General features: G+C 68.8%; 14 protein-coding genes. 6 read left to right on the top strand and 8 right to left on the bottom strand.

Annotated elements, in window-relative coordinates; genetic code table 11:
* The coding region (locus G6028_RS16790) for an acyl-CoA dehydrogenase family protein (protein WP_277817632.1) at positions 1-520 on the top strand (520 nt) is incomplete at its 5' end.
* Between the two features lie 10 nt (positions 521-530).
* Positions 531-1352 carry an inositol monophosphatase family protein gene (locus tag G6028_RS16785; protein WP_182659551.1) on the top strand — a complete coding sequence of 274 codons (822 nt, stop codon included), beginning with the start codon at positions 531-533 and terminating at the stop codon, positions 1350-1352.
* Positions 1353-1377: 25 nt separating this feature from the next.
* On the opposite strand, the gene G6028_RS16780 is transcribed toward G6028_RS16785, so the two are convergent.
* The 5 genes from G6028_RS16780 to hsaA form a co-directional block, all read right to left on the bottom strand.
* A complete protein-coding gene (locus G6028_RS16780) occupies positions 1378-2574 on the bottom strand; it encodes a sulfotransferase family protein (protein ID WP_182659550.1) in 1197 nt (398 codons plus the stop codon).
* On the bottom strand, positions 2571-3761 hold the full coding sequence (locus G6028_RS16775; protein ID WP_182615291.1) for a hypothetical protein: 1191 nt from the start codon (positions 3759-3761) through the stop codon (positions 2571-2573). The genes G6028_RS16780 and G6028_RS16775 overlap by 4 nt, the downstream gene beginning before the upstream one ends.
* 68 nt (positions 3762-3829) lie before the next feature.
* Positions 3830-4414 carry a 3-hydroxy-9,10-secoandrosta-1,3,5(10)-triene-9,17-dione monooxygenase reductase subunit gene (gene hsaB, locus G6028_RS16770; protein WP_241730852.1) on the bottom strand — a complete coding sequence of 195 codons (585 nt, stop codon included), beginning with the start codon at positions 4412-4414 and terminating at the stop codon, positions 3830-3832.
* A gap of 102 nt (positions 4415-4516) precedes the next feature.
* Positions 4517-5416 (bottom strand): iron-dependent extradiol dioxygenase HsaC, encoded by a 900-nt coding sequence (hsaC, locus tag G6028_RS16765; protein WP_179524543.1) that lies wholly within the window; start codon positions 5414-5416, stop codon positions 4517-4519.
* Between the two features lie 33 nt (positions 5417-5449).
* On the bottom strand, positions 5450-6625 hold the full coding sequence (gene hsaA, locus G6028_RS16760; protein WP_182611035.1) for a 3-hydroxy-9,10-secoandrosta-1,3,5(10)-triene-9,17-dione monooxygenase oxygenase subunit: 1176 nt from the start codon (positions 6623-6625) through the stop codon (positions 5450-5452).
* Positions 6626-6813: 188 nt separating this feature from the next.
* Here hsaA and G6028_RS16755 point away from each other — a divergent pair, with 188 nt between their 5' ends.
* The 4 genes from G6028_RS16755 to G6028_RS16740 all read left to right on the top strand — a co-directional run bounded on the left by G6028_RS16755 (position 6814) and on the right by G6028_RS16740 (position 10099).
* On the top strand, positions 6814-8037 hold the full coding sequence (locus G6028_RS16755; protein WP_182641502.1) for a 3-ketosteroid-9-alpha-monooxygenase, oxygenase component: 1224 nt from the start codon (positions 6814-6816) through the stop codon (positions 8035-8037).
* A complete protein-coding gene (locus G6028_RS16750) occupies positions 8037-8432 on the top strand; it encodes a hypothetical protein (protein ID WP_182611033.1) in 396 nt (131 codons plus the stop codon). The genes G6028_RS16755 and G6028_RS16750 overlap by 1 nt, the downstream gene beginning before the upstream one ends.
* A gap of 70 nt (positions 8433-8502) precedes the next feature.
* Entirely contained in the window at positions 8503-9564 is a 1062-nt protein-coding gene (locus G6028_RS16745) for a ferredoxin--NADP reductase (RefSeq protein ID WP_182641501.1), read from the top strand.
* Positions 9565-9577: 13 nt separating this feature from the next.
* On the top strand, positions 9578-10099 hold the full coding sequence (locus tag G6028_RS16740) for a flavodoxin domain-containing protein (protein WP_182659549.1): 522 nt from the start codon (positions 9578-9580) through the stop codon (positions 10097-10099).
* 41 nt (positions 10100-10140) lie between these two features.
* Here G6028_RS16740 and dmpG read toward each other — a convergent pair whose 3' ends face one another.
* The 3 genes from dmpG to G6028_RS16725 all read right to left on the bottom strand — a co-directional run.
* Complete coding sequence (dmpG, locus tag G6028_RS16735) at positions 10141-11205, bottom strand: 4-hydroxy-2-oxovalerate aldolase (protein WP_182611030.1); 1065 nt, start codon at positions 11203-11205, stop codon at positions 10141-10143.
* A gap of 5 nt (positions 11206-11210) precedes the next feature.
* Entirely contained in the window at positions 11211-12158 is a 948-nt protein-coding gene (locus G6028_RS16730; RefSeq protein ID WP_179524536.1) for an acetaldehyde dehydrogenase (acetylating), read from the bottom strand.
* 88 nt (positions 12159-12246) lie between these two features.
* On the bottom strand, positions 12247-12792 hold a 546-nt coding region (locus G6028_RS16725), incomplete at its 5' end, for an HNH endonuclease signature motif containing protein (protein WP_182659548.1).

Below are 12792 nucleotides of genomic sequence, written 5' to 3'. Positions count from 1 at the left end.
CGACGGCGCCGTGGCCACCGCGATCGCCACCCGCCCCAGCTTCCTGGCCCGACTCCGCGCAGCCGGGTGGGCGGCGATCTCGGCCGAGCAGGTCGGCGCCGCGCGCGCCGCCCTCGACGCGACGGTGCGGTACACGCAGGAGCGCAGGCAGTTCGGCCGGACCATCGGCTCGTTCCAGGCCCTCAAGCACCGCATGGCCGACATGTACGTCAGGGCCGAGACCGCGGCGTCGCTGTCCTACTCGGCCGCGGCGATGGTCGCCGCGGCGCAGTCCCCCGGTGACGGGCCCGACTCCGACGACGCCGCCTACGCCGCCGAGATCGAGGCCGCCGCGGCCAAGGTGTACTGCTCCGAGGCTTTGCAGTGGATCACCGGCGAGGCCATCCAGCTCCACGGCGGGGTCGGGATCACGTGGGAGTACGACGTTCACCTGTACTTCAAGCGGGCCCACGGCACCGCTCAACTGCTCGGCCAACCCCACGAGATCCTGGCGGCGCTCGAGGTGGCCGCGGGCCTCTAGAATCACCTGCATGAGCCCCTTCCCCGAGCACGGACGGACCAACGACCAACGACTCGCCGAGGACCTGGCCGCACAGGCCGGACGGCTGCTCACCGACCTGAGGGTCTCCCGTGTCGCTCCGGAGGAACTCGGCGACTTCGCCGAGGGGGAGGCCCGCGCCGTGATCCTGGACCGGCTCGCGGTGGCCCGCCCCGACGACCTCGTGTTCGGCGAATGGAACCCGGACTCCCGGGCCCGCCTCGAGGCGGACCGCGTGTGGATGATCGACCCGCTGGACGGCGTCAGCTCGTACCGCACCGAGGGCCGCCCCGACTGGGCGGTGCACGTGGCCCTGTGGGAACGCGGCCCCGACGGCACCGGCGGGATCACCGCCTGCGCGATCGCCATGCCCGCGTACGGGCGGGTGATCACCGGCCGTGGTGCCACCACCTATCAGCCGATCTCCATCATCCGCGGGCCGCGCCCCGGCCCGCTGGTCCCGCCGCGTGAGGACGACCGCCTGCGCATCGCCGTCTCGGAGGCCGATCCCCCGGCGTTCGCGGAAGAACTCGCCGAGACCCTCGGCGCCTCCCTCACCCGCCTCGGCTCGGGCGGGGGCAAGACCGCCACCGTGGTGGAGGACGAGTGCGACGCCTACATCCACACCAGCGGCCACCACCAGTGGGATTCCGCCGCCACGTACGGGGTGGTACGCCAGCGCGGACTGCACGCCAGCCGACTCGACGGCTCCGAGCTGGTCTACAACGTCGAGGAGAACGAGTTCCCCGACCTGCTCGTGTGCAAGGAGGACGTCGCCGACCGCATCATCGAGGCGGCGCGGGCGTACCTCTGACCTGGGTACCTCTAGTCCAGTACCTCTAGCCCTCCAGGCCCCGGTAGCCGTCGAACCGCTCGGCGACCTGCTCCTCGCTCAACCCGTAGTCGGCGAGCGTGTAGCGGTGGGCGGGCGCCCGCTCGCCGGACAGACTCCTGGCGTTCTCCGTCTCGACCGCCTCCCGCACTCCCTCGTCGAGCTCGGTACCGATCGCGGAGTACACCCGCTCGACCACTCCCGCCGGGTCCTCGATGAGCTCCCGGTGGTTGACGTCCACGAACGTCGCCCGCGAGCCCGGGTCGGCCTCGTGCCGGGCGCGGACCGCGTCGAACTCGGACACGCCCCGCGCCCACAGGTCGAGCTGCGAGGACCCGATGTACTCCGGGGTGAACCGGGTCGACCAGTCCGCGGCGGTCCGGTGCGCCAGCGAGAACATGGACGCCATCGACTTCCGCGGATCGCGGTGCGTCTGCACCACCACGGCGTCGGGGTACACCTCGAGCAGCGCGTCGAGCGCGAACAGGTGGCTGGGGTTCTTGAGGACCCACCGCCGCCCGGGGGCGTCCGCCCCGATCAGCTGGAGGTTGCGCTTGTGCCGCCGGTACGCGGGCACCCAGTCCACACCCTCGAGCCAGCGCGAGTATCCGTCGAGCCTGGCCAGGCACTCGTACGAGGCGGCCGTCGCAGATTGCCGGAGCAGCTGCCAGCACTCCTCCAGGTCGTCGGCGGAGATGTAGTGCACCCCTCCGTAGTCGGGGTTCTCCGACATGAACCCCGCGTACAGGTCGCGCAGGCCGCGGTAGGTGGGGTCGTCCTCCCACTGCTCCCTCGGCGGCCGCGGCTTGGGCACCTCCGTGAGCCACAGTTCCAGCCCCTGGTTGGCGGGGTCGGCTCCGAGGAGCCGGTGCAGCGCCGTGGTCCCGGTGCGGGGAAGCCCGGTGACGACGACGGGCCGCTCGATCTCGACGTCCGCCTGGGCCGGGTCCGCGGAGAAGCCCGCCTGTGAGACGAGCCGCGCCACCATCGCGCCCTTGAGCACGGAGCGCCAGTACTTGCTCCCCGCCGGGGTGAGGCCCGCGTCGGAGTGCAGGGAGTCCAGCAGCACGCCCAGCGCCTCGCGGTGGCGGTCCTCGCCGTCGCCGAAGTCCTCCAACCCGATCGCCCGCGAGGCGCTTGCGTGCAGGTCCTCGACGGTGCCGACGTGCACCCGCTCCGTGTCGCTCACGGCCGACCCGGTCATGACAGCCCCCTCCGCGCGAACGCGTCCTGCCGCGCGGCGATCCGCTCGCGCCACTGCTCGGCGGTCACCCGCTGGTCGTCGTACCCGGGTACCTCGTCGGCGAGCCGGTCGAACGGCACCACCTTCACCGAGGGGCCGAGCTCCGGCGTGACGGGCTCGCTCACCCGCTGCCAGCGGAACTGCATGATGCCCTCGCGGTGGCCCAGGGTCTCGATCCAGTTGGCCAGACCGGGATCGCGGTCGGCCACGACGAGGTGGATCATCCCGTCCGCGCCGACGTGCGCCTGGTCGGCGGTGAGGCTGGTCTGGTGGTGCACGTACTCGAGCGAGGCGTACCACATGCTGCCCAGCTGGAAGCCCTGGTAGGGCGCCCCGGCGACGGGCACCGAGATCACCATGGCCTCGTCCGGACCGAGCTCGAAGACGCCCGCGGAGGAGAACTGCGTGGTGAGCCCACCGGGGGTCTGTCGCGGTTCGTTGAGCGTGTTGCGGACCTGGTCGCCGAAGAACCACTCCGGGAACGCCAGCCACGTCCGCAGCCGCCCGACGAGAGCCTCGGCGAGTTTGGCGTAGAACTTCTCCTGACCGGCGAGTGTCACCGGCTCCGGCGCGGTGCCCACCGTGTCGACCCTGCGCAGGATCGCCGACCCGGCGACCTCACGGCTCCAGTCGGAGTAGACCTCGCGGACGGCGATCATCGAGGTCCCCGGGTGGAGCACCACGTATCCGGCGTCGCCCTCGTCGTCGTCGTACCTCGCCGGCCCCAGTCGGAAGCGATACCGTCCGTCGGCGTCGATCTCCAGCGCGCGGTCGTCGAACGCCGCGTGCGACGCGGCGCGCTCGTCGGCCGAATACGTCCCGGCCATCACCTGGAACGACAGGTCCGCTGTGGTGCCGCGCCGGCCCTCGATGACGTACTCGGCGCCGTCGGTGAGGTTGGCGTAGAAGTACAGCGTGTCCGGGTTGTCCAGGCCCATCTTGGTGTACGGCCCCGTGGCCTGGAACAGCTGCGGGTGACTGCGCCCGCGGTGTTGGCCGGTCTCGATGGCGCCGCGGATCGTCCCGAGCAGGTAGTCGAGCCCCTCCGCGACGTCCGCCTCGGTCCGCACGTGCGGCGCCGACCGGATGATCTCCTCGGCCTCGGCCAGGGCGCGGGCCAGCGGGCCGGTCGCCCCGGCCCCCTCCACCGGGTCCTCCTCCACCGTGCTCTCCCCCACCGTGCTCTCCCCCACAGCGCTCTCCCCCACCGTGCCGCTCACAGCCACGTGTAGGAGTCGGCGGAGGTGATGAAGTTCTCGAGCTCTTCCTGCTCGGGCGTCGGATCCACGACGTCCTCCTCAATACTCAGATAGGCGCCGCGGTAGAACAACAGCGGCCGGACATCCCGCTCAGTCGGTCCGAGGTGGGCGACCCGCCCCAGGACGATCCAGTGATCGCCGCCGTCGAGGACCTGGTCGATCTCGCAGTCCAGCCACGCCATCACGCCGTCGATGACCGGCGAGCCGAGCGGGCTCGGCGACCAGTCGATCGAGGCGAACTTGTCGTCGCCGCGACGGCCGAACGTGGAGGACACGTCCTCCTGCTCCTCGGACAGGATGTTGACGCAGAACCTGCCGGCCGCCTCGATCCCCTTCCACGACCCCGACGTCTTCATCGGGCAGAACAGGACCAGGGGCGGCTCGAGGGAGAGCGCGGAGAAGGACTGGCAGGCGAACCCGACCGGCGCGTCGTCCCTGACCGCCGTGATGACGGTGATCCCGGTACAGAACTGGCCGAGCGCGTCGCGCAGTTCCCGGTTGGAGAAGCTCTGCCCCTCCGGGGGGTGGTCGGTGCTGCTCATCTGAAGTCGGTCCTCCCTGGACTCGGTCGTGCGCGGGCGTCATCGGGCGTCCCGGGCTCAGCTGGTCGACAACCCTGCTGCCCGGGAAACCAGCCTAGGCGTCTACTTGAAGCCGACGGAGAAGTCGTGGCCCCACAGGCTCACGGCGGTGGACTCCCGTGCCACCCAGTCCGAATCGTCGACCTGCACGCCCTCGCAGCCGTACTCGCAGTCGAATCCACCGGGCGTCTTCATGTAGAAGCTCAGCATCTTGTCGTTGACGTGCCGGCCGAGTGAGGCCGACATCCTGACCTTCTTGCGCAGTGCCCGGTCCAGCCCGAGTCCCACGTCGTCGGCCGACGCGACCTCGACCATCAGGTGGATGATCCCCGTGGGGTTGGGGAACGGGGTGAACGCCAGCGAGTGATGGCGGGGGTTGCAGCCGAGGAAACGCAGCCACGCGGGCTCCCCGTCGGCCGGTCGACCGACGATCTCCGGCGGCAGGCTCATCGAGTCACGGAGGGCGAACCCGAGGACGTCCCGGTAGAACTCCAGCGCCGCCGCCTCGTCCGGGGTGGAGAGCACGATGTGGCCCGCCCCCTGGTCGCCGGTGACGAACTCGTGCCCGTAGGGGGTCGGGATGCGGCGGTGCTGCAGAGCGATGGTGTGGTAGATCTCCAGCGTGAACCCGGCCGGGTCCTGACAGGTGATCAGCCCCCGCACCTTCCGGTCCCGCTTCACCTCGTCCGGGGCGTCCTGCCAGGCCACCCCGGCCTCGTCGAGACGTCGCCTGACGTCGTCGAGCTCCGCCTCGTTCGCGCACTCCCAGCCCACCGCGGCGAGCGTGTCCTCCGGCCCGGGGACGATGATCCACCGGTGCGGGTTCTCGTCCATACGGAAGTAGAGCGCATCCGGGTCGTCGCCCTTGCCCTCGACGAACCCGAGCACCTTGGTGCCGTACTCGCGCCAGGCGTCCATGTCGGTGGCGTAGATCCGGACATATCCGAAGTTGCTTATTGCCATGCCAAGTCAGTCCTCTCGATCCGCTAGGGCGGATCAGACCATCGAGTCCGCGACCTTTTCGCCGAACTCGTTCTGTCCGTACATGATGTACGCCTTGGTCGCCTCGTTGGCCGCGTGCACCCGACCGGCGTTGGCATCGCGCCAGAAGCGCTGGATCGGCGAGGTGTCCTCGAGCGCGCGGGCGCCGGAGTTCTGGAACAGCAGCCCGATCGCGTCGATCGAGCGCTGGGTGGCGCGGACCTGGTCCCGACGGGCGCGGGTGCGGATGTCCATACCCGGGACGTCGCCGGCCTTGATCAGGTCCATCTCCTCGCGGACGTTGCGCATGAGCTGCAGCCACGCCGCGTCGATGTCACCCGCGGCCTCGGCGAGCCGGACCTTCGCGAACGGGTCGTCCTTCACCTTGGTGCCGAATGCGGCACGGACCCGCGCGCGCTGGTGCTCGCGGTGCACCTCGTAGCACCCGAACGCCATGCCGACGATCGGGGTGGAGATGGTGGTGGGGTGGATGGTGCCCCACGGCATGCGGTAGATCGGGTTGGTGTTGACCTCCAGCCCCGGGCTGGTCGTGTTGGCCATGTCACCGAAGGACAGCACGCGGTGCGCGGGGATGAGGGCGTCCTTGATCAGGATGTCGTTCGACCCGGTGCCCTTGAGTCCGGCGACGTGCCAGACGTCGAGGATCTCGTACTGGGACTTCTCCACCAGGAAGGTGCAGAAGTCGATCATCTTGCCGTTGCCGTCCAGCACGGGACCGCCCACGAACACCCAGTCGGCGTGGTCGCAGCCCGAGGACCAGGACCACTTGCCGTTGAGGAGGAACCCGTCGTCGGTCTTCGTGGCCGCGCCCATCGGGGCGTACGACGACGAGATGCGGACGGTGGTGTCCGAGCCCCACACGTCCTCCTGCGCCTGCTGCGGGAACAGGGCCAGGTGCCAGTTGTGGATTCCCAGGATGCTGGCGCACCACCCGGTGGACGGGCAGGCCGTCGCGATGGTCATGGCGGCGGTGTAAAAGGCCTCCATGTCCGCCTCGTACCCGCCCCACTGGGCGGGCTGACAGAGCTTGAAGAAGCCGGCCTCGTCGAGCTCCGCGATGTTCTGCGGATGGACCCTGCGCAGGTCCTCGGTCTCCTGCGCACGCTCGGCGAAACCGGGCAGCAGTGCTTTGATCCGGTCGATGACCTCGTGGTTGGCGTGCTCGCTCATGTGATCCCTCTCTGGCTTTTGTGGGCCGCTTGGCCTTAGACTAGAACACGTTACAGTTTTCCACCAGACTGAACCGCCCGGAACTCAGGCTATGGCACCCCGTGCCAGCGCCGACAGGGATTGGTTGTGACCGGCATCCCGATTCTATAACCTGTTCTCATCCGGCTCACGCCCTCAGGAGGATCATCATGACCGCACACGGCTCGGCCCCCGGAGCTGTCCGCGAGATCGACACGGGCGAGACCCGGGATCGTTACGCGCGCGGCTGGCACTGCATCGGCACCGTCAAGGAGTTCAGCGACGGCGCCCCCCACTCCATCCAGGCCTTCGGCACCAAGCTGGTCGTCTGGGCGAACGACGAGGGTGAGATCAACGTCCTCGACGCCTACTGCCGGCACCTCGGCGGCGACCTCTCCGACGGCGAGGTCAAGGACGGCAACATCGCGTGCCCGTTCCACGACTGGCGGTGGGGCGGTGACGGCAAGTGCAAGGGCATCCCCTACGCCAAGCGCGTCCCGCTGCGCGCCAGGACCCGCGCCTGGATCACCAACATCCAGTCCGGCCAGGTCTTCGTCTGGCACGACCACGAGGGCAACCCGCCCCTCGACGAGGACGCGATCCCGGTCATCGCGGAGTACGGCACCGGCGAATGGACCGACTGGGAGTGGAACCGCCTCGTGATCGAGGGCTCCAACTGCATGGAGATCGTCGACAACGTGGTCGACATGGCCCACTTCTACTACATCCACTTCGCGTTCCCCACGTACTTCAAGAACGTCTTCGAGGGTCAGACCGCCACCCAGTACCTCAACACCAAGGGCCGGCCGGACCACGACCCGACGGGCGGCAAGTACGGCGACACCCTGCTCGAGTCCGAGGCGTCCTACTTCGGTCCGGCGTACATGATCAACCCCCTCAAGCAGATGTACGGGGACTTCGAGACCGAAGCGATCCTCATCAACTGCCACTACCCGATCGACCAGAACTCGTTCGTGCTGATGTACGGGCTGTCGGTGAAGAAGCCGGCGGGCTTCGACGACGCGACGGCCGCCAAGATGGCCGCGAAGATCGCCACCTTCTTCGGCGAGGGCTTCCTCCAGGACGTCCGCATCTGGCAGCGCAAGTCGCAGATCGCCAACCCGCTCCTGTGCGAGGAGGACGGTCCCGTCTACCAGCTCCGCCGGTGGTACGAGCAGTTCTACGTGGACCGCGACAAGGTCGAGCCCGAGATGCAGGAGCGGTTCGAGTTCGAGGTCGACACCACCGCCGCCAACCAGTACTGGGAGGGCGAGGTCGCCGAGAACATGCGCAAGCAGGAGGCCGGTGAGGCCGAGATCTCGGACGAGCAGACCCAGTACACCGGCATGGCCGAGGTCGCCGGGGAAGCGAGCGCCTCCCGCGCGGAGAAGTGATGTTCAAGCAACACGACTCGCGGCGCGCGCCCACCTGGGACGAGACCGACCCGGCGCGCGCCGCGCGACTGCACGGTGACACCGATCTGGACCGCGAGACCTACACCCGAGCGGGTTTCCACCCCGTCGAGTGCCGTGCGTGCGGCACCTGTGTGTCCGTCCGGAAGAACAGCGAGAAGCACACCTCCATCCAGTGGACCGCGAGCAGTGACCGCGCGTGCCCCGTCCTCGCCGAATGGCGGGACGGCGGCGAGCGGCCGCAGGGCGAGGACACCTGCCCCCGGATGCTCGCGAGCATCCGGTACGCCTACGCGGAGGGTCTGATCACCCTCGCCGACGGCGTGGATCCTGCTGACGCCGATCACATGGTCAACCCCCTGTACGTCCCGGAGTGAGACGTCCCAGAGTAAGACGTCCGGGAGTGATCTCCCGCCCCGCCGCATTCAAGCGATAGGCTCCCAATCCATGACCGCCACCCCACAACTCGGCTCTTTCGTGCGCGAACTCTCGATCGCCGAGGTGATCGAGGAGACCGCCGACGCCAAGTCGATCGTCTTCGAGATCCCCGCCGGTGCCGAGGAGGACTTCCGGTACACCCCCGGACAGTTCCTCACCCTGCGGATCCCCAGCGACAAGACCGGGTCCGTGGCGCGCTGTTACTCGCTCTCGAGCTCCCCCACCGAGGACTCCCGACTCAAGGTGACCGTCAAGCGAACGGTCGACGGGTACGGATCCAACTGGCTGTGTGACAACGCCGAGGTCGGCATGACCATGCACGTGCTGGCCCCGTCGGGCATCTTCACGCCCAAGAACCTCGACCAGGACTTCATCCTCCTGGCCGCCGGCTCCGGGGTCACCCCGGTCATGTCGATCCTCAAGTCGGCGCTCGCCCAGGGCACCGGTCACATCGCCATGGTGTACGCCAACCGTGACGAGAAGTCGGTGATCTTCAAGGACGAACTGCAGGCCCTGCAGCGGGAGAACCCCGATCGGCTCACCGTGCTCCACTGGCTCGAGTCGGTGTCGGGCATCCCCTCCCCCGAGATGATTGGCAATCTCCTGCACCCGGTGGCGGCCAAGCGCCAGTCGTACATCTGCGGCCCGGCGCCGTTCATGGAGACCGTCAAGGACGGGCTCCGCCGCTCGGGTGCCGACATGCACCTCATCCACACCGAGGCGTTCTCCTCGATCGAGGGCGATCCGTTCGCCGAGATCGTGATCGACGACTCGCCTGGAGACGACGGCGCCGGGCCGGCCACGGCGATCGTGGAGCTCGACGACGAGACCCACGAGATCTCATGGCCCCGCAACACCCCGCTGCTCGACGTCCTGCTGTCGAAGGGGATCAAGGCGCCGTTCTCCTGCCGCAAGGGCGAGTGCTCGGCCTGCGCCTGCATCCTCAAGTCCGGCGAGGTCGAGATGATCCACAACGGGATCCTCGACCCGGAGGAGGTCGAGGAGGGGTACGTCCTGAGCTGCCAGCTCCTGCCCAAGACCGATCGCGTCGAGGTCTCGTACTCCGAGTGACAGACTCCAGGGTGTGAACCACCCTGTCGTCGCCTTCACCTCCCGATACGGCTCCACTCAGAGGTACGCGGACGCTCTCGCCCAGAAGATCGGGACGCGCGCCGTGGATCTCGCCTCGATCGGGGACGCGGCCGCCGCCGACCCGTTGATCGTCCTCGCACCTCAATACGTCACGACGATCCTCGGTCGGCGACGCATCATCCGGGCGATCCGCTCGGCTCCGGGCCCCGCGGCCCTCGTCGTCGTCGCCCTGTCCCCCGCCGACGACCCCGGTCGCGGCACCCTCGCACAGAAACTCGTGGCGGCCTCCGGTCGCGAGGTCACCGTCTTCCAGTTGCGCGGCGACCTGGACCCGGACCGGCTGCGGTGGGTGGACCGCGTGCTCATGGCCGCGCTGCGCAGGGAACTGCGCAAGACACCGGACGAACCGATGGCCCGCCTCCTGCTCAATCGCGAGCGGGTGGAGTTCGTCGACGAGTCCACCCTCGGACCGATCGTGGACTGGGCGCAGGGGCACACCACGACCGGCACCTGACGGGACCGTCGACGAACTGCCGCGTTCTGTACTGATGCGGCCTAGACGCCCGCCTGCTCCTTCTGGATCTCCAGCGCGATGTCGATCAGCTGGTCCTCCTGTCCGCCCACCAGGCGGCGCTCGCCCGCGCGGATGAGGATCTCCGATGACGGCACGCCGTACCGGTTCGCGTGCCCCTCGGCGTGCTTGAGGAAGGACGAGTAACAGCCCGCGTATCCGAGCATCAACGCCGACCGGTCGACCACGCACTCGGTCGGCATGAGCGGCCGCACCACGTCCTCGGCCGCGTCGGCGATCTTGAAGAAGTCCACGCCGGTGGTGATGCCGAGCTTGTCGCACACGCCCACCAGCGCCTCGACGGGTGTGTTGCCGGCGCCGGCGCCGAAGCGGCGGGTCGAACCGTCGATCTGCTGCGCGCCGGCGCGGATGGCCATGATCGAGTTCCCGACGCCCACGTCGAGGTTCTCGTGCCCGTGGAAGCCGACCTGCGCGTCGTCGCCGAGCTCCGCGACCAGCGCGGCGACCCGGTCTGACACCTGGTCCATGACGAGCGCGCCCGCCGAGTCGACGATGTACACGCACTGACACCCCGCATCGGCCATGATGCGGGCCTGCTTCGCGAGCACCTCCGGGGGTTGGGTGTGGCTCATCATGAGGAACCCGACGGTCTCCAACCCGAGCTCACGGGCGTATCCGAAATGCTGGATCGAGACGTCGGCCTCGGTGCAGTGGGTGGCGACCCGGCAGATCGACCCGCCGTTGTCCCGCGCGGCCAGGATATCGTCCTTGATCCCCAGTCCCGGCAAGGTGAGGAACGCGATCTTGGCCTGCGTGGCGGTCTCGGCCGCCACCTTGATGAGGTCCTGGTCGTAGGACTTGGCGAAGCCGTAGTTGAAGGACGCACCGCCGAGGCCGTCGCCGTGGGTGACCTCGATGACGGGGACCCCGGCCCCGTCGAGCGCCGCGACGACCTCGCGGACGTCGTCGACGGAGAACTGGTGCCGCTTGTGGTGCGAGCCGTCACGCAGCGACGAATCGGTGATGCGGATGTCGAGTTCAGGGCTGTACGCGCGGGCGTCTGCGTTGTACGGGTTGGTCCTGTCCATGGTCCTCACACTCCGAGCGTGGTGGTGGTGAGCTCGGTCCTGCCGAGCCTGGTCCGGGCGATGTCCTCGCCGACCTTGGTGGCGGCGGCGGTCATGATGTCGAGGTTCCCGGCATACGGCGGCAGGAAGTCCCCGGCCCCCTCGACCTCGACGAAGATGGCGACACGCGCCATCCCCCCGGTGATCTCGGTGGGCGGATCGAACTGTGGTTCCTGGAGCAGCCGGTACCCCGGCACGTACTCCTGGATCTCCTTCTCGCGCTTGCGGATGGCGGTGGTGATGAGGTCCTGGTCGGCGCCGGAGGGGATCGCGCAGAAGATGGTGTCGCGCATGATCATCGGGGGCTCGGCGGGGTTGAGGATGATGATCGCCTTGCCCCGCTTGGCGCCGCCGACCTTCTCGATGGCCAGCTTGGTGGTCTCGGTGAACTCGTCGATGTTCGCGCGGGTGCCCGGCCCCGCCGACTCGGAGGAGACCGAGGCGACGATCTCCGCGTATTCCACCGGGACGACCGAGGAGACCGCGTGGACCATCGGGATGGTGGCCTGGCCGCCGCAGGTGACCATGTTGTGGTTCGGCGCGTCGACGTGGTCGTGCAGGTTGGCGGGCGGGATGACCATCGGACCCACCGCGGCGGGGGTGAGGTCGATGGCGGTGATGCCCGCGGCTTCGTAGCGGGGCGCGTAGGCCTTGTGGACGTAGGCGCTGGTGGCCTCGAACAGCAGGTCGGGCTTCTCGCCTCCCGCCTCGATCGCGGCCAGCAGTTCATCGGCCCCGCCGGACATGCAGGTCAGTCCGTGGTCTGCGGCGCGCTTCATCCCCTCGGACTCCGCATCGATACCGATCATCCACTTGGGCTCGATGAACTCGCTGCGCTCGAGCTTGTACATGAGGTCGGTGCCGATGTTTCCCGACCCGACTATCGCGGCGGTGAGCATGGTCTTCTCTGTCATACCGACAGTCTCTCCACCTGTCTTCTCCGCCACAATCAGGCGTGCCGCTCAGCGGAACAGCTTGCGTGACGGAACCCGGAGTCGCCCGTCAGGCGGGGTGGGTGCGGTGGGCGCCTGGTGGGTTGGTGAGGTGGCCGTCGTCGGCGAAGAGGCGGTCGAGGTGTTCACGCCATCGGTGGTCGAGGATCCGATCGCGCGCTTGGGCCAGTGGGCCGTGTGGGGTGGTGCGGTGTTCGTGTCCGGTTTCGGTGATGATGGTCAGTTCACCGAGTGGGCCGGGCCGGTAGGCGCAGTGGCCGAAGGTCTTCTCGCGGTGGTGCTTGCGGCACAGGCAGATCAGGTTCCACTCGGCGGTGGGTCCGCCCAGTTCCGGGCGCAGGTGGTCGAAGGCGATGACGTGATCGATCTCGCAGTCGTGGGCGTCAACCGTGCAGCCGGGGTGGCGGCAGGTGCCGTCGCGCAGCCGGATCCGTTCGGCCAGCGCCGGGGTGATGAAGTACTTGAGCACCGCATCCGGTGTGTCCTGGACGCCGGGTTGCGGGTCGATCAGCTCGAACCGCACTGTGGCCTCGCCGCCGGAGAGCAGTTCCTCGCACAGCCAGTCGAAGCTGGCGTAGGCGCCGTTGACGAACTG

Origin of the sequence: Dietzia cercidiphylli, assembly GCF_014145145.1 — a bacterium.
Lineage (GTDB): Bacteria > Actinomycetota > Actinomycetes > Mycobacteriales > Mycobacteriaceae > Dietzia > Dietzia natronolimnaea.
Note: the sequence above shows the minus strand (reverse complement) of the source record. Positions and strands in the feature narration are given on the sequence as shown.

Excerpts from the sequence above, each read along its gene's own strand:
- G6028_RS16785 (WP_182659551.1), top strand. The coding sequence starts at position 531 with ATGAGCCCCTTCCCCGAGCACGGACGGACCAACGACCAACGACTCGCC.
- G6028_RS16780 (WP_182659550.1), bottom strand. The coding sequence starts at position 2,574 with ATGACCGGGTCGGCCGTGAGCGACACGGAGCGGGTGCACGTCGGCACC.
- hsaB (WP_241730852.1), bottom strand. The coding sequence starts at position 4,414 with ATGAGCAGCACCGACCACCCCCCGGAGGGGCAGAGCTTCTCCAACCGG.
- hsaC (WP_179524543.1), bottom strand. The coding sequence starts at position 5,416 with ATGGCAATAAGCAACTTCGGATATGTCCGGATCTACGCCACCGACATG.
- hsaA (WP_182611035.1), bottom strand. The coding sequence starts at position 6,625 with ATGAGCGAGCACGCCAACCACGAGGTCATCGACCGGATCAAAGCACTG.
- G6028_RS16755 (WP_182641502.1), top strand. The coding sequence starts at position 6,814 with ATGACCGCACACGGCTCGGCCCCCGGAGCTGTCCGCGAGATCGACACG.
- G6028_RS16750 (WP_182611033.1), top strand. The coding sequence starts at position 8,037 with ATGTTCAAGCAACACGACTCGCGGCGCGCGCCCACCTGGGACGAGACC.
- G6028_RS16745 (WP_182641501.1), top strand. The coding sequence starts at position 8,503 with ATGACCGCCACCCCACAACTCGGCTCTTTCGTGCGCGAACTCTCGATC.
- dmpG (WP_182611030.1), bottom strand. The coding sequence starts at position 11,205 with ATGGACAGGACCAACCCGTACAACGCAGACGCCCGCGCGTACAGCCCT.
- G6028_RS16730 (WP_179524536.1), bottom strand. The coding sequence starts at position 12,158 with ATGACAGAGAAGACCATGCTCACCGCCGCGATAGTCGGGTCGGGAAAC.